General features: G+C 68.4%; 16 protein-coding genes. 15 read left to right on the top strand and 1 reads right to left on the bottom strand.

What is annotated here, in order from left to right; translation table 11 throughout:
* Positions 1-24: 24 nt before the first annotated feature.
* Positions 25-441, bottom strand: coding sequence for a MaoC family dehydratase (locus tag WNM05_RS05055; RefSeq protein WP_434633021.1), 417 nt, complete (start codon positions 439-441; stop codon positions 25-27).
* Between the two features lie 246 nt (positions 442-687).
* Between WNM05_RS05055 and WNM05_RS05060 the strand changes: the two genes are divergently transcribed.
* From WNM05_RS05060 to WNM05_RS05130, 15 genes are all read left to right on the top strand, one after another.
* On the top strand, positions 688-1,437 hold the full coding sequence (locus WNM05_RS05060; protein ID WP_434633024.1) for an electron transfer flavoprotein subunit beta/FixA family protein: 750 nt from the start codon (positions 688-690) through the stop codon (positions 1,435-1,437).
* Between the two features lie 3 nt (positions 1,438-1,440).
* Positions 1,441-2,373, top strand: a complete 933-nt coding sequence (locus WNM05_RS05065; RefSeq protein ID WP_434633027.1) for an electron transfer flavoprotein subunit alpha/FixB family protein — start codon at positions 1,441-1,443, stop codon at positions 2,371-2,373.
* A gap of 152 nt (positions 2,374-2,525) precedes the next feature.
* A complete protein-coding gene (locus WNM05_RS05070) occupies positions 2,526-4,307 on the top strand; it encodes an acyl-CoA dehydrogenase (protein ID WP_434633030.1) in 1,782 nt (593 codons plus the stop codon).
* A 275-nt stretch (positions 4,308-4,582) separates the two neighbouring features.
* Positions 4,583-5,230, top strand: a complete 648-nt coding sequence (locus WNM05_RS05075) for a hypothetical protein (protein ID WP_434633032.1) — start codon at positions 4,583-4,585, stop codon at positions 5,228-5,230.
* 9 nt (positions 5,231-5,239) lie between these two features.
* Positions 5,240-7,351 carry a type II secretion system secretin GspD gene (gspD, locus tag WNM05_RS05080; protein WP_434633035.1) on the top strand — a complete coding sequence of 704 codons (2,112 nt, stop codon included), beginning with the start codon at positions 5,240-5,242 and terminating at the stop codon, positions 7,349-7,351.
* A complete protein-coding gene (gspE, locus tag WNM05_RS05085) occupies positions 7,348-8,808 on the top strand; it encodes a type II secretion system ATPase GspE (RefSeq protein WP_434633037.1) in 1,461 nt (486 codons plus the stop codon). The genes gspD and gspE overlap by 4 nt, the downstream gene beginning before the upstream one ends.
* Positions 8,808-10,019: a type II secretion system inner membrane protein GspF gene (gene gspF, locus WNM05_RS05090; protein WP_434633040.1), complete on the top strand. Its 1,212-nt coding sequence runs from the start codon at positions 8,808-8,810 to the stop codon at positions 10,017-10,019. Before gspE ends, gspF begins: the two co-directional genes overlap by 1 nt.
* Before the next feature lie 91 nt (positions 10,020-10,110).
* Positions 10,111-10,554 (top strand): type II secretion system major pseudopilin GspG, encoded by a 444-nt coding sequence (gene gspG / locus WNM05_RS05095; protein ID WP_434633043.1) that lies wholly within the window; start codon positions 10,111-10,113, stop codon positions 10,552-10,554.
* A 21-nt stretch (positions 10,555-10,575) separates the two neighbouring features.
* Positions 10,576-11,052 carry a prepilin-type N-terminal cleavage/methylation domain-containing protein gene (locus tag WNM05_RS05100; protein WP_434633045.1) on the top strand — a complete coding sequence of 159 codons (477 nt, stop codon included), beginning with the start codon at positions 10,576-10,578 and terminating at the stop codon, positions 11,050-11,052.
* Positions 11,049-11,429 carry a type II secretion system minor pseudopilin GspI gene (gspI, locus tag WNM05_RS05105; RefSeq protein WP_101706894.1) on the top strand — a complete coding sequence of 127 codons (381 nt, stop codon included), beginning with the start codon at positions 11,049-11,051 and terminating at the stop codon, positions 11,427-11,429. Before WNM05_RS05100 ends, gspI begins: the two co-directional genes overlap by 4 nt.
* Entirely contained in the window at positions 11,426-12,010 is a 585-nt protein-coding gene (locus WNM05_RS05110; protein ID WP_434633047.1) for a type II secretion system protein GspJ, read from the top strand. The genes gspI and WNM05_RS05110 overlap by 4 nt, the downstream gene beginning before the upstream one ends.
* Positions 12,007-12,990, top strand: a complete 984-nt coding sequence (gene gspK / locus WNM05_RS05115; protein WP_434633049.1) for a type II secretion system minor pseudopilin GspK — start codon at positions 12,007-12,009, stop codon at positions 12,988-12,990. Before WNM05_RS05110 ends, gspK begins: the two co-directional genes overlap by 4 nt.
* A complete protein-coding gene (gene gspL / locus WNM05_RS05120) occupies positions 12,947-14,134 on the top strand; it encodes a type II secretion system protein GspL (RefSeq protein ID WP_434633051.1) in 1,188 nt (395 codons plus the stop codon). Before gspK ends, gspL begins: the two co-directional genes overlap by 44 nt.
* Positions 14,135-14,136: 2 nt before the next feature.
* Entirely contained in the window at positions 14,137-14,646 is a 510-nt protein-coding gene (gspM, locus tag WNM05_RS05125) for a type II secretion system protein GspM (protein WP_434633054.1), read from the top strand.
* Positions 14,643-15,392, top strand: coding sequence for a type II secretion system protein N (locus tag WNM05_RS05130; protein ID WP_434633057.1), 750 nt, complete (start codon positions 14,643-14,645; stop codon positions 15,390-15,392). Before gspM ends, WNM05_RS05130 begins: the two co-directional genes overlap by 4 nt.
* The last annotated feature ends 141 nt before the right edge of the window (positions 15,393-15,533 follow it).

Raw genomic sequence — 15,533 nt, forward strand, 5'->3', positions numbered from 1 at the left:
GAGGGGACGGCGTGTTCGCCGGACTCATCCGCGCGATGGCGCGATCACCAGCGATTCGCCTTCGAGCACCACCTTTTCGCCGACCAGGCATTGGGTGGAGAGGCGCACCCGTTTCTTTTCCGGGATCAGCTCGGTCACGGTGACGCGGGCGGTGACGGTTTCGCCTATGCGCACCGGCGACTTGAAGCGGGTCGATTGCGACAGGTAGACGGTGCCGTGGCCGGGCAGCTGGCAGCCGATGACGCCGGACAGCAGGCTGGCGGTCAGCATGCCGTGGGCGATGCGGGTTTCGAACGGCGTGGCGGCGGCGTAGGCCTGGTTCAGGTGCACCGGGTTGTGGTCGCCGCTGACGGCGGAGAACAGCAGCAGATCGGCCTCGGTGATGGTTTTTCCGGTTTCGGCCGTGGTGCCGATGGCGAGGTCTTCGAAGTACACGGTCATGACAGCCCCAATGGTTATGACAGAGAAATGCTGCGGTGCACCGTCGCATTGTGACAGCTTCGCCCTGAAATGCAAACCGCCGGGAAATGACGTACTATCGTCGCCGAGTTGCATTTTCGCCACGCGCGATGCGCTGGCGCACAAACCAAACGCTCGTTTGAAATTTGCTTGGGGCATAATCGGGCTTTGCTGGCCGTCGTTGCCTTCCACGTTACGATTAACCCACTGGAAGTTTGCTGGAGGAATATGAAAGTTCTAGTCGCAGTGAAACGCGTTGTCGATTACAACGTGAAAGTCCGCGTCAAAGCCGACGGCAGCGACGTTGACATCGCCAACGTCAAGATGTCGATGAACCCCTTCGACGAGATCGCCGTCGAAGAGGCGGTGCGTCTGAAGGAAGCCGGCAAGGCCAGCGAGATCGTCGTGGTGTCGATGGGCGTCAAGCAATGCGAGGAAACGCTGCGCACCGCGCTGGCGATGGGCGCCGACCGCGCCATCCATGTCGAGACCGACGTCGAGCTGCAGCCGCTGGCGGTGGCCAAGCTGCTGAAGGCTGTCGCCGACAAGGAGCAGCCGCAACTGCTGATCCTGGGCAAGCAGGCGATCGACGACGACGCCAACCAGACCGGCCAGATGGCCGCCGCGCTGCTGGGCTGGGCCCAGGGCACGTTCGCGTCCAAGGTGGACCTGGCGGCCGAGACCGTCGACGTGGTCCGCGAGATCGACGGCGGCCTCGAGACCGTCAAGCTGCGCCTGCCGGCGGTGGTGACCTCGGACCTGCGCCTGAACGAGCCGCGCTTCATCAAGCTGCCGAACATCATGGCCGCGAAGAAGAAGCCGCTGGACAAGACCACGCCGGCCGAGCTCGGCGTCGACGCCGCGCCGCGCCTGAAGACGCTGAAAGTGGCCGAGCCGGCCAAGCGCTCCGCCGGCATCAAGGTGGCCAGCGCCGCCGAACTGGTCGCCAAACTGAAAAACGAAGCAAAGGTGCTGTAAGACATGGCTATTCTCGTTATCGCTGAACACGACAACCAGAGCCTGAAGGCAGGCACCCTGAACACCGTCACCGCCGCGGCCAAGCTCGGCGAAGTGCATCTGCTGGTGGCCGGCCACAACGCCGCCGCCGCCGCCGAGGCCGCCAAGGGCGTCGCCGGCGTCGCCAAGGTGCTGCTGGCCGACGCCGCCCACTACGCCCACGGCCTGGCCGAGAGCCTGTCCGCGCTGGTCGTCGGCCTGGCCGGCGGCTACAGCCACGTGCTGGCCCCGGCCTCGTCGTTCGGCAAGAACCTGCTGCCGCGCGTCGCCGCCTTGCTTGATGTCGCGCAAATCTCCGAAATCGTCGCCATCGAGTCGGCCGACACCTTCGTCCGTCCGATCTATGCCGGCAACGTGCTGGCCACCGTGCAGTCGGCCGATCCCGTCAAGGTGATCACCGTGCGCACCACCGCCTTCGACGCGGCCGGCCAGGGCGGTTCCGCCTCGGTGGAAACCGTCGCCGCCGGCGCCGACAGCCAGCTGTCCGCCTTCGTCGGCCAGGAGCTGACCAAGTCCGACCGTCCTGAGCTCGGCTCGGCCAAGGTCATCGTGTCCGGCGGCCGCGCGCTCGGTTCGGAAGAGCAGTTCAAGGCGGTGATCGAACCGCTGGCCGACAAGCTGTCCGCCGCCGTCGGCGCCTCGCGCGCCGCCGTCGACGCCGGCTACGCGCCTAACGACTACCAGGTCGGCCAGACCGGCAAGGTCGTCGCGCCGCAGCTGTACTTCGCCGTCGGCATCTCCGGCGCGATCCAGCACCTGGCCGGCATGAAGGACTCCAAGGTCATCGTCGCGATCAACAAGGACGAAGAGGCGCCGATCTTCCAGGTGGCCGATTACGGCATCGTCGGCGACCTGTTCACCGTGGTGCCCGAGCTGATCGCCGAGCTGTCGAAGTAAGCGGCGAGCGGGAACGGCCGCAAGCGTTCCCGACCGAGCAGGCAAGATAGCCGCCGGAATCAAAACAGCAGCCGGCGCCCAGCATGTGAGCGCCGGCTTTTTCACGGTCCGGTCCGTACCGGCCGACGCGAGGAAAAACAGAGGAGAAGGCGATGATCTATCACGCACCCGTCAAAGACATCCGTTTCGCATTGAACGAGCTGGCCGACCTGCCGGCGATCTGCGGGCTGCCGGGCTACGGCGAATGCTCGGTGGAGCTCACCGACGCGGTATTGGAGGAGGGCGCCAAGTTCGCCGAGGGCGTGCTGGCGCCGATCAACAAGCAGGGCGACCAGGGCGCCAAGTGGCGCGACGGCGAAGTGACCGCCGCGCCGGGCTTCAAGGACGCCTGGCGGCAGTACGTCGAATCGGGCTGGGTGGGCCTGCGCGCGCCCGAGGCCTTCGGCGGCCAGGGCATGCCGGCGCTGGTGGCGGCGGCGGTCGAGGAAATGTGGTGTTCGTCCAATCTGGCCTTTTCCTTGGCGCCGCTGCTGACGCTGGGCGCCGTCGAGGCCATCCACCACCATGCGTCCGACGAGCTGAAGAACATCTATCTGCCGATGATGGCCGGCGGCCAGTGGACCGGCACGATGAATCTGACCGAGCCGCAGGCCGGCTCCGACCTGGCCCAGGTGCGTTCGCGCGCGGTGCCGGCCGCCGACGGCAGCTACCGCATCAGCGGCCAGAAGATCTTCATCACCTGGGGCGAGCACGACATGGCCGACAACATCGTCCATCTGGTGCTGGCCCGCCTGCCGGACGCGCCGGCCGGGGTCAAGGGCATCTCGCTGTTCATCGTGCCGAAATTCCTGGTGAACGCCGATGGTTCGCTCGGCGCGCGCAACGATGTCCGCTGCGTGTCGCTGGAGCACAAGCTGGGCATACACGGCAGCCCGACCGCGGTGATGAGCTTCGGCGACGGCGACGGCGCCGTCGGCTATCTGGTCGGCGAGCCGAACAAGGGCCTGAACTATATGTTCACGATGATGAACCACGCCCGCCTCGGCGTCGGCATCGAGGGCATGGCCGTGTCCGAGCGCGCCTACCAGAAGGCGGTCGAATACGCCCGCGAGCGGGTGCAGAGCCGCGCGGTCGGCTCGCCCGACGCCGCCGGCGTGCCCATCATCCAGCACCCGGACGTGCGCCGCATGCTGATGACGATGCGCGCCCAGATCGAGGCGCAGCGCGCGCTGACCTTCTACGCCGCCGCCGCGCTGGACCGCGCCGCCCGCCATCCGGTGCCGGCCGAGGCCGCGCGCAACCAGGCGCTGCTGAATTTCCTGATCCCCATCGTCAAGGGCTGGAACACCGAACAGGCCAACGAGATCACCAGCCTGGCGATCCAGGTGCACGGCGGCATGGGCTTCATCGAGGAGACCGGTGTCGCCCAGTATTACCGAGACGCCCGCATCACCGCGATCTATGAAGGCACCACCGGCATCCAGGCGCTGGACCTGATAGGCCGCAAGACGGCGATGGAGGGCGGCGCCACCGCGCGCGCGCTGCTGGCCGAAGCGCAATCGACGGCGGGCAAGCTGCAGGCGGCCGGTTTCGATTCCATCGCCGGCAATCTGGCGTCGGCCGTCGCCGACGCCGAGCGCTGCGTCGCCTTCGTCGTCGACAGCTTCGGCGAGCGGCCGCGGCAGGCCGCCGCCGGCTCGGTGCCCTTCCTGAAACTGCTGGGCATCGTGCTGGGCGGCTGGCAGCTGGGCCGGGCCGCGCTGATCGCGAAGGAGAAGCTGCAGGACGCCGACGCCGACCACGCCTTCCTGGAGGCCAAGATCGTCACCGCGCGCTTCTTCGCCGAACATCTGCTGCCGCAGGTCCCCGGCCTGGCCGCCGCCATCGTCGGCGGCGCCGACAGCGTGCTGGCGCTGGACGAGGCCCAATTCTGAACGCGCCCGTCAAATCGGCCTTTCATGACGCCACGGTCTTGCCGTGGCGTTTTTTATGCGAAAATGCCAAAAAAATCGTTTTTGTCGACGCCGGCGTCGCGAAAACGCGCCGGCGGAGCAAGCGGCAGGCCGATCAGCCGTAAATATTAACGATGACTAAATTTCTGACTGTCATCAAAACTGGCGGTAAGCTATTGCAAAATCGCCCTTTTGCTGCTTAATCTAGCGTGCCTGCAAGGTAATTTGTTCAGCATAATTTTGATAACGAGATGCCGATGGGTTCTGGGGATAAGACAAGATTTGGCCGCCGGCCGGATTTCCGCGGCTGGCAGCGGGCGTCCGGCGGGCAATGGCACAAGGCCCTGCCGTTGCTGGCGCTCGGCCTGGTCGCCTTCTGGGGCGGCCGGCAATTGACGGCGCTGCTGTCGCCGTCCGCCCAGGTCTATCGCACGCTGGCGCCGGCCCAACCGCAGGCCGCGGCCGCCGCGGCCGCCCAGGGCCACTGGTTCGGCGAAGCGCCGCTGCAGCAGGTGGCGGCGCCGCCGCCGATCCGGCTGCTCGGCGTGTACGCGCCGAACATGCCCGGCGTGCAAGGCTTCGCCATCGTCGACAGCAACGGCCATCCGCAGCCGCTGCTGCAGGGCAAGCAGACCGCCGACGGCTGGGAGCTGGTCAGGATCGCCCCCAACGGCGTCACCGTCCGCTCCGGCGGCAACGAGCAATTCGTTCCGCTGCAGCCGCGCGGCCCCGGCGGCGCGGCCGGCGATGCCGCCGACGCGCAGCAGGGCGGCCAGCCGCCGGTCCAGCCCCAGCCTCCTCAAATGACGCCCGGAGCGGTTCCGGTGCCCGTCCCGGGCCAGAACGCCGTACCCGATGCCCAGCCTCAACCCGCGGTGGATCCCGCCGCGATGATTCGCCAATGAGAGAATGCAATGCGAATTTCCAGACTCGTCGCCGTCCTGGCCCTGGTGTATAGCTGTCAACTGCAGGCTGCGCCGCAGAACGACACGGTGATGCTCAACTTCGTCAACGCGGACATCGAGACCGTGGTCAAGGCGATAGGCGAAATCAGCGGCAAGAATTTCATCATCGATCCGCGCGTCAAGGGCACGGTCAACATCGTTTCCAGCCGGCCGGTGCCGCGCGCGCTGTCCTACCAGGTATTGCTGTCGTCGCTGCGCCTGCAGGGCTTCGCCGCCGTCGAGGGCAACGGCGTGATCAAGATCGTGCCGGAAGCCGACGCCAAGCTGCACGCCAAGGCCAGCAAGCGCATACCGCGCGGCGACGGCGACAGGCTGATCACCAAGGTGTTCACGCTGCGTAACAGCAACGCCAACCAGCTGGTGCCGGTGATCCGGCCCATCGTGTCGCCGAACAACACCGTGGCCGCCTATCCGCAGGCCAACGCGCTGATCGTCACCGACTACGCCGACAACATCCAGCGCATCGAGTCCATCATCGAATCGGTCGAATCGGCCGCCTCAGGCGACACCGTGGTGATCCCGGTGCTGTTCGGCTCGGCGGTGGAACTGGCCAACACCCTGAACAAGCTGATGCAGGAGGGCGGCGCCGACGGCGGCAAGACGACGATATTGTCGGACCCGCGCTCCAATGTGCTGATGGTGCGCGCCGACACGCCGGGCAAGATAGGCAAGATCAAGAGCCTGCTGAAGGTGCTGGACCAGCCCAGCCAGGCCGGCTCCAATGTGCGCGTCGTCTATCTGAAGAACGCCGAGGCAGGCAAGGTGGCGCAGACGCTGCGCGCGCTGATGACCGGCGACCCGGGACCGCTGCAGGGCCGCACCGCGGTCACCACCAACGGCGGCAGCTCCTCGTCCGGCTCCAGTTCTCTCGGCTCCAGCGGCAGCGCCAGCGGAAGCGGCGGTTCCGGCAGCAGCCTGGGCTCGTCGAACGCCGGTTCGGCGGCGGCCGCGGCCGCCAGCAATCCGGTCACGTCCGACGGCGGCTCCTCCTCGTCCTCGTCCGGCGCCGGCGGCGGCGGTTCGATGATACAGGCCGATCCGACCAATAACGCGCTGATCCTCAATGTGCCGGACACCATGTACCAGAATCTGCGCAATGTGATCGACCTGCTGGACCGGCGTCGCGCCCAGGTGCTGGTCGAGGCGCTGGTGGTCGAGGTGTCGGCGCAGCGCGCACAGGAGCTGGGCGTGCAGTGGCAGGCGGCCGGCGGCGCCGTGATCGGCGGGGTGAACTTCACCAACGGCACCTCGCCGGCCCCGGCGATTTTCAGCAACCCGCTGGTCGCGATCGGCGGCAACGCGCCGGCCATCGCGTCCTCGGCGGGCCTGAATCTGGGCTGGATCCGCAACGGCAATCTGGCCATGCTGGCCAAGGCCTTGGAAACCGAGGTCGGCGGCAATATCGTGTCCAGCCCGTCGCTGCTGGCGATGGACAACGAGCAGGCCAATATACTGGTCGGCCAGGAAGTGCCGATTCTGACCGGCCAGTACGCCAGTACGCCGACCAGCGGCAGCACCACCAATCCGCAGCCGTTCTCCACCTATGACCGCAAGACCGTCGGCTTCAATCTGAAGATCACGCCGCAGGTCTCGGAGGGCGGCACGATACGCCTGAAGATCTACCAGGAGGCGTCGTCGATCCAGACCGGCACCGAGAACAATCCGCAGGGGCCGACCACCAATCGCCGCGTGCTGGAGACCATCGCCAACGTCGACGACGGCAACATCCTGGCAATAGGCGGCCTGTTGCAGGACCAGGTCGGCGACAATCAGCAGAAGGTGCCGCTGCTGGGAGACATCCCGTGGATAGGCGGCCTGTTCCGCTACACGGTGAAGACGCACAACAAGACCAATCTGATGGTGTTCCTGAAGCCGACCATCCTGCGCAACGGCGCCGATGGCCAGGCGATGTCGCAGGACCGTTACCGCTATATTGTCGGCGACATGCGCAAGGACGAGCAGCAGAAGCTGCCGCTGGACCTGGAGTCTGCGCTGAAGTCGCTGCCGGAAGGCGGCATCAAGTCCTCGCTGGAGCACGAGATGGGAACGCTGCAGAAATGAACAAGCCGACGCTGACCCCGCTGCTGCCGTTTCCGTTCGCGCGCGCCAACGGCGTGATCCTGCTGGACGGCGAGAGCGGCCGCCAGCTGCTGCTGCGCGAGGGCGGCAGGCCGGAGGCCTGGACCGAGGCGCTGCGGCTGCACGGCGGTCCGCTGTCCGGCGTGGAGACGCTGAGCGCCGCCCAGTTCGAGAAGCGGCTGTCCGAGCACTACGCCAGCCGCGACGGCGCGGCGGCGGAGATGGTAGACGGCATCGGCCAGGACATGGATCTGAACCAGATGGTGGAGTCGCTGCCGACGGTCGAGGATCTGCTGGAGAGCGAGGGCGACGCGCCCATCATCCGGATGATCAACGCGCTGCTGACCCAGGCGCTGCGCGACGGCGCGTCCGACATCCACATCGAGGCCTTCGAGGACCGCTCGGTGGTGCGCTTCCGCCTGGACGGCACGCTGCGCGACGTGGTCAGCCCGCACCGCGCGCTGCACGCGGCCATGGTGTCGCGGATCAAAATCATGTCCGGCATGGACATCGCCGAGAAGCGGATACCGCAGGACGGCCGCATCTCGCTGCGCCTGGGCGGCCGGCCGGTCGACGTGCGGGTGTCCACGCTGCCGACCAGCCACGGCGAGCGCGTCGTGCTGCGGTTGCTGGACAAGGAAAACGCGCGGCTGGACCTGGCGACGCTGGGCATGGCCGCCGACACGCTGGCCTCGGTCGACAAGCTGATCCGCCAGCCGCACGGCATCCTGCTGGTGACCGGCCCGACCGGCTCCGGCAAGACCACGACGCTGTACGCGGCGCTGTCGCGTTTGGACTCGGCCCACACCAATATCATGACGGTGGAGGACCCGGTCGAGTACCACCTGGACGGCGTCGGCCAGACCCAGGTCAACCCGAAGATAGACATGAGCTTCGCCAAGGCGCTGCGCGCGATACTGCGCCAGGACCCGGACGTGGTGATGATAGGCGAGATCCGCGACCTGGAAACGGCGCAGATCGCCGTGCAGGCGTCGCTGACCGGCCACCTGGTGCTGGCCACGCTGCACACCAACGACGCCGCCAGCGCGGTGACCCGGCTGACCGATATGGGCGTCGAACCGTTCCTGCTGGCGTCCAGCCTGCTGGGCGTGATGGCGCAGCGGCTGGTGCGCCGCGTCTGCCCGCAATGCAAGGCGCCGCACCCGGTGCCGCTGGAGGACGCGCCGGAAGTTGTCCATTACCGGCCGGTCGGCTGCCCGGCCTGCGGCAACTCCGGCTACAAGGGCCGTTACGGCGTCTATGAGCTGATGCTGGTCGACGACGCGATGCAGCGGCTGATCCACGACCGCGCGTCCGAGCAGCGGCTGCGCGACCACGCCGCCCGCCACGGCATGCGCAGCCTGCGCGACGACGGCCTGCGCTGGGTCAAGGCCGGCGAGACCAGCCTGGAAGAAATCCTGCGGGTGACGAGAAGCTGATGGCGGCTTTCAAGTACACCGCCTACGACGCGGCGGGCAAGGAGCAGAACGGACTGCTGGAGGCCGACTCGATCCGCGCCGCGCGGGCGCAGCTGCGCGAGCGCGGCCTGCTGCCGGTGGCGGTGGACGGCGTCAACGCCAAGACCGGCGGCGCCGGCAGCAATGTGCTGCGCCGCGGCCTGCCGCGCGCCGAGCTGGTGATGATCACCGAGCAGCTGTCGACGCTGCTGAACGCCGGCCTGACGCTGGAGAAGGCGCTGACCGCGGTCACCGAGCAATCGGAAAACGCCCGCAGCCGCACGGTGCTGGCGGCGCTCAGAAGCGACATCCTGGAGGGCAAGGGCTTCGCCCAGGCGCTGTCGTCGGCGCCCGGCGTATTCTCGCCCTTGTACCGCTCGCTGGTGCAGGCCGGCGAACAGTCCGGCCATCTGGACATGGTGATGTCGCGGCTCGCCGAATACCTGGACAAGCGGCAGAACACCCAGCAGAAGGTGACGCTGGCGCTGGCCTATCCGGCGGTGGTGACCCTGGTGGCCATCCTGGTGGTGGCCGGCCTGATGAGCTATGTGGTGCCGCAGGTGGTCAGCGTGTTCGCCCAGACCAAGCAGACCCTGCCCTTCCTGACGCGCGCGCTGGTCGCCTGCAGCGACTTCCTGCGCCAGTGGGGCGTGGCGCTGCTGATCGCCGTCGTCGCCACCGTCGCCCTGATCGTCCGGGCCCTCCGGGCGCCGGCGCTGAAGCGGCGCTTCCACGCCCGGGTGCTGAAGCTGCCGGTGTTCGGCCGGCTGTTCCGCGCGCTGAACACCGCGCGGATGGCCAGCACGATGTCGATACTGGTCGGCTCCGGCGTGCCGCTGCTGACGGCGCTGGAGACGGCGCGCGGCCTGATGACGATGCTGCCGATGCAGGACGCGGTTGCCGACGCGATGGCCAAGGTGCGCGAGGGCGTGTCGCTGTCGCGTGCGCTGAACGCCACCCGCCAGTTCCCGCCGGTGCTGATACACCTGATCTCCAGCGGCGAGGCCAGCGGCACGCTGTCCCATATGCTGGACCGCGCCGCCCAGCAGCAGGAACAGGAGGTCGAGCGCAAGCTGGCCACTTTCACCACGCTGATGGAGCCCTTGCTGATCCTGGTGATGGGCGGCATGGTGCTCTTGATCGTGCTGGCCATCATGATGCCGATCATAGACATGAACCAGATGGTGCATTGAGCGTCCGTACCGGACGGGCCCGCCGCGGCGGGATTGATGATTTGAAAGAAACGCCGGGGGCCATATCCGCGGCATGCATTTGGGAGAAAACATGAAAGCTGTCCGTCACGCCGCCCAGCGCGGCTTCACCCTGATCGAGATCATGGTCGTGATCGTCATCCTCGGCGTGCTGGCCGCGCTGGTGGTGCCCAAGGTGATGAGCCGGCCGGACGAGGCGCGCATCGTCGCCGCCAAGCAGGACATCGGCGCGATCAGCCAGGCGCTGAAGCTGTACCGGCTGGACAACGGCCGCTATCCGAGCACCGACCAGGGCCTGTTGGCGCTGGTGCAGAAGCCGACGGCCGCGCCGGAACCGAAGAACTGGAAGCCGGGCGGCTATCTGGAGCGCCTGCCGAAGGACCCGTGGGGCAATGCCTACCAGTACGCCAATCCGGGCACCCACGGCGAGATCGATATCTGGAGCTTCGGCGCCGACGGCGAACCGGGCGGCGAGAACAACGACGCCGACATCGGCAACTGGGACAGCGGCAAGTAAGCCGGACGCGGAGAGGCGCCGGTGACTTCCGCCGCCCGCGCGCGCGGCTTCACGCTGATCGAGGTCATGGTGGTGATGCTGATCATCGGCGTCCTCGCGACCACCGTCACGCTCAGTCTGCGGCCCGATACCCACAGGCAGCTCGGCGACGAGGGCTACCGTTTCGCGCGGGTGCTGGAGCAGGCCGGCGACGCCGCCGAAATGGGCGACACGCTGGCCTTGAACTGGAACGGCAACGGCTACGCCTTCAGCCGGCTGGACGACGAAGGCCAGTGGCAGCCGGTGACCGACGAGCTGCTGGCCGCGCACCAGTGGCCGGACGGCATATCGGGCGAGGGCGCGCTGCAGGACGGCAAGCCGTGGAAGGGCGACCGGCCGCTGTTGTTGTGGCAGGACGGGCGCGCCGCCGCGCTGGCGCTCAGGCTGGACGGCGCCGGTCGCAAGCTGACGGTCTTGCAATCGCCGCTGGGGCGGGTGACGGTGGCGGACGGCTCATGAGGCGGCAGCAAGGTTTCACCCTGTTCGAGGTGCTGGTCGCGCTGGCCATCATCGCGGTGGCGCTGGGCGCGCTGCTGCGCGCCACCGGGCTCGCCGCCGACAACGCCGAGGGCATGGAGCGGCGGATGCAGGCCAACTGGGAGGCGCAGAACCAGATCGCCGTGCTGCAGGCGCTGCGGCAGTTTCCCGAGCCGGGCACGCAGGCCGGCGAAAGCAAGGAAGACGGTGTCGAGTGGCGCTGGGAGCGCGAGATCACCGCGACGCCCAACCCCAATTTCCGCAAGGTGGCCGTGCGCATCCTGGCGCCGGGCGCCGGGCGCTACGTGCTGGCCGAAGTCACCGGCTATCTGAGGCTGGTGCCGGGAGGCGGCGGGTGAGCGCGCGGGCCCAGGGCGGCATGACGCTGCTGGAGATCCTGGTGGCGATGAGCCTGTTGGCCATCCTGTCGGTGATGGGCTACAAGGCCTTCGGCTCGCTGCTGATCGCGCGCGAGCGGCTGATGCAGACCGGCGCGCAGTGGGTAGACTCGGCGCGCGCCTTCCGCCGCTTGGAGAGCGACCTGACCGGGCTGCAGCCGCAGCCGTCGGCCGGCGACCAGCAGCAGGGCCTGGTGCTGGGCGCCAGCACGCTGACGCTGTTGCAGGACGGCCAGGGCCAGACCCTGGTGCTGGAAATGGTGTCGACCCGCTATCCGGGCGGCATGGAGCGCGTCGTCTACCAGTCCGGCGGCGGCGGGACCAGCTGGTCGGCCGGCGATGCCGGCGCCGGCGCGCCTATCGCCTATCCGCTGCTAGGCAAGGACGTGACGGTCGCCTGGCGGGTGATGCTGAACGACGGCAGCTGGCAGGACGCCTGGCCCGTCGGCGACACCGCCCAGGGCCGGGTGCCGCGCGCGCTGGAAATGCGGATCAAGATGCCCGGCGGCCGGACGGTGCGGCGGATATGGGGGCTGCCATGAGGAGGCGCCAGTCGGGCATGGCGGTGATCATGGCGCTGCTGATCGTCGCGCTGGCCACCACGGCGGCCAGCCTGGTGCTGTGGCAGCAGGGCCTGTGGTGGCACCAGTTGGAGAACGACCACAGCCGGGCCCAGCTGCGCCTGGTGGCCGACGCCGGCCTCGGCTGGTCGATGGAAATCCTGCGCTTCAACAACGGCGCGGCCGGCAACGGCGTCGTGGCGCTGTCGCAGCTGTGGGCGCAGCCGCTGCCGCAGACCGAGGCGCAGGGCGTCAAGGTCAGCGGCGCGCTGAGCGATCTGCAGGGGCGCTTCAACATCAACTCGCTGGTGCTCAACGGCCAGACCAATGCCCGCCAGCTGAAGTTCTACCGGGCGCTGTTGAAGACGCTGGACCTGCCGACCCGCTTGTCCGAGCCGCTGCTGAAGTCGCTGCGCGGCGGACGCGACGAGGACGACAAGCCCGACGCCAACGGCGCGGCGGCACCGCAGCCCAACCATCCGCTGACGCGGGTGGAAATGCTGCGCTGGCTGCCCGGCTACACGCCGGAAGTGATGGAGAAGCTGGCGCCGCACGTCGCGGCGCTGCCGCCGACGGTGACGCAGATCAATGTCAATACCGCCACCGACATGGTGATGAAGACGCTGCTGCCCGGCATAGGCGACGGCAATCTGCTGGTGCTGCTGAAGCAGCGGCAGAGCAATTATTTCAAGGACGCGGCCGATTTCAAGGCGCGGCAACCGCCGCCGGGCATCGTCGCCGACACCGATATCGGCGCCGCGTCCAACTATTTCCTGCTCGACAGCCGGGCCAGTTACGGCAAGGCCAGGCTGTCGATGCAGGCGATGATTTACAGCAATCAGAACGTCGTCAAGATGATGTGGCGGCGAGACGGCAACGACGGACGCGGCCTGCTGGCGCGGTCCGCTGGAGACAAACATGACGACGCTGCGACTCTATCTGCGCGCGGGCTGGCCCGATAGCGAGCCGGGCTTGCCCTGGGCGCTGCTGGGCGCCCGCGGCGAGCTGTCGGCCCAGGGCGACAGCGCGCCCGGCGGCTGGCCGAAGGCCGACCAGTGCGAGCTGGTGCTGCCGATCGGCCGCACGCTGTTTACCGACGTGAAGCTGCCGGACGCGGTCAAGCAGCAGGCTCCGGCCATCGTCGGCTTCGCGCTGGAAGAGGGGCTGGCCAACGACCCCGGCGCCAATCTGTACGCGCTGGGCGCCGCAGCCGACGGCCGCCGCGCGGTGGCCGCCACCGAGGCGGCCGGCCTGAGGCGCGCGGTGGCGATGCTGAAGAGCCTGGGCAGGCTGTGCGACCGCATCGTGCCGGAGGAGTGTCTGCTGGCCGAGCCGCCGGTCGCCGGCTGGAGCGTGACGCGGCTGGCCGACCGCTGGCTGGTGCGCGCGGCCTCGCCGTACGCCGCCAGCCTGCCGCGCGGCGGCAGCCAGGTGGAGCAGGCGCTGTTCGCCTCGCTGCTGTCGGCGGCGCCGCCGGAGCGCCTGCTGCTGTGCGGCGTCGACAGCGTAGACGAGGCGCTGAGCCGGCTGCCGGGCTGGCAGGGCGAAACCGCGCGCGGCGAGGCCTACGACTGGCGCAGCGGCCGCCGCCACGGCGGCTTCGATTTCGCCCAGGGCGAGCTGGCGGCCAACCGCCGCTGGCGCGACTGGGGGCCGTCGCTGAAACGGGCCGCTTGGCTGCTGGGCGGCCTGCTGGCCGCGCAGATCCTGCTGACGCTCGGGCAGTCCGGCTGGTACGCGTGGCAGAAACACAGCCTGTCGCAGCAGATCCGCGCCGCCGCGACGCCGTGGATAGGCGGACAGGTGCTGCCGGGCAGCAGCGGCTTGCCCATGCTGCGCGCGGTCGACAAGCTCAGGCTCGGCCACGGCCTGCCGGCGCGCGACGACATGGTGGAATTGATGGGCGCGCTGGCCGCGGTGGCCGGGCGCGAACTGCAGGTGCGCACGCTGGAGTACGACGCCGGCCGACTGAAGCTGCAGGTGGCCGAAGTGCCGGCCGACACCCTGGCGCGCTGGCGCAAGCTGCTGGCGGCGAAGCAGATCCTGCTGGATGCCGCGAGCAGCCAGCCGGGCAGCAAGCAACTGGTAGTGACGCGGGAGCCGTGACGATGACAGCGTACAAGCAACAGTTTCTGGAGTACTGGGGTCAGCGCAGCCGGCGGGAGCAAAGGCTGCTGGCGGCGATGGCCGCGGTGTTGGGCGTCGCGCTGCTGTATCTGGCGGTGTGGGAGCCGGCGAATTCCTCGCTGCTGCGGAACCGGAGCGCGGTCGCTAGGCTGCAGGCCGAGCTCGGCATGGTGAAGGCGCTGGCGGCCGAGGCCGACAAGCTGAAGCGCCAGCCGGCGCAGACGCCGTTGCCGGCCAAGGAGCTGATTCCGCTGCTGCAGCAGACGGCCAAGGGCCAGGGCCTGTCCGTCGCCGCGCTGCAGTTCAACGCCGACGGAGAGTCCGGCGTGGCGATGGAGGGCGTGGTCGGTTTCGACGACTGGGTGCGCTTCGCCGGCGCGCTGTCGCAACAGCAGCAGGTCAGGGTGGTCAACGTCAAGGCCGAGGCGCAGCCGGTGCCGGGGCAGGTGAAGATCAAGGCGCTGCTGGTGCACGCGGGAGCGGCGGCATGAGGGCGCGCATAGTCAAATACCTGTCGCTGGCGCTGCTGCTGCTGGCGGGCGCGCTGTCGGCGCTGCCGGCCAGCTGGCTGTCCTGGCCGGTATCGCGCTACAGCGACGGACATTGGGGCGTCAGCGACGCCCGAGGGACCTTGTGGGACGGCGGCGCGCAACTGGTCTATCTGGGGCCTGCCGGAGAAGTGCAGGGCATGAGTCCGCTGGCGTGGAAGTGGCAGCCCAAGGCGCTGCTGTCCGGCCTGCTGGTCTGGCATCTGGACAGCGCCGGCCAGCCCGGCATGCTGCAGCTGGGGCTGGGCAAGCAGGAGGTGAGGGGGCTGGCCTTGTCGCTGCCGGTGGCGGCGCTGGCCAATCTGTCCAAGACCTGGCAGGCGGCGCGGCTGGGCGGCGAGCTGCAGCTGAACATTCCCCAACTGGCGCGCCAGGGCAAGGACATCAGCGGCAGCGCGCAACTGGCCTGGCGCGGCGCGGCCTCGCCGTTGACGACGGTGCTCCCGTTCGGCAGCTATCAGCTGGACGTGGCCGGCACGCCTCAGGGACTGATCCTGAACCTGACGACGCTGGAGGGGCCGTTGATGCTGAACGGCCAGGGCGGCTGGCCGGCCGGCGGAGCCTTCGCGATGGCCGGCACCGCCGACAGTCCGCCGGACAAGTACGACGCGCTGAAACCGTTGATGCTGATGCTGGGCCAACCGGCCGGACCGACCGGCGTCAGCTGGCAGGTGAAAGCCGGCGCGTGATCGATTTTGGCGCAATCGGCGCCAACCGTATTGTGCAAGTGCAAAATTCGCGGTACTATAGAAAGGTTTAACCAAACGGGACTGGTGCGCGGCGCCTAGTCCCGTTATTCACATAAGAATTTCGAAAATCCCAGGGTGTAA

It is taken from the genome of Chromobacterium sp. CV08, assembly GCF_051129845.1.
Lineage (GTDB): Bacteria > Pseudomonadota > Gammaproteobacteria > Burkholderiales > Chromobacteriaceae > Chromobacterium.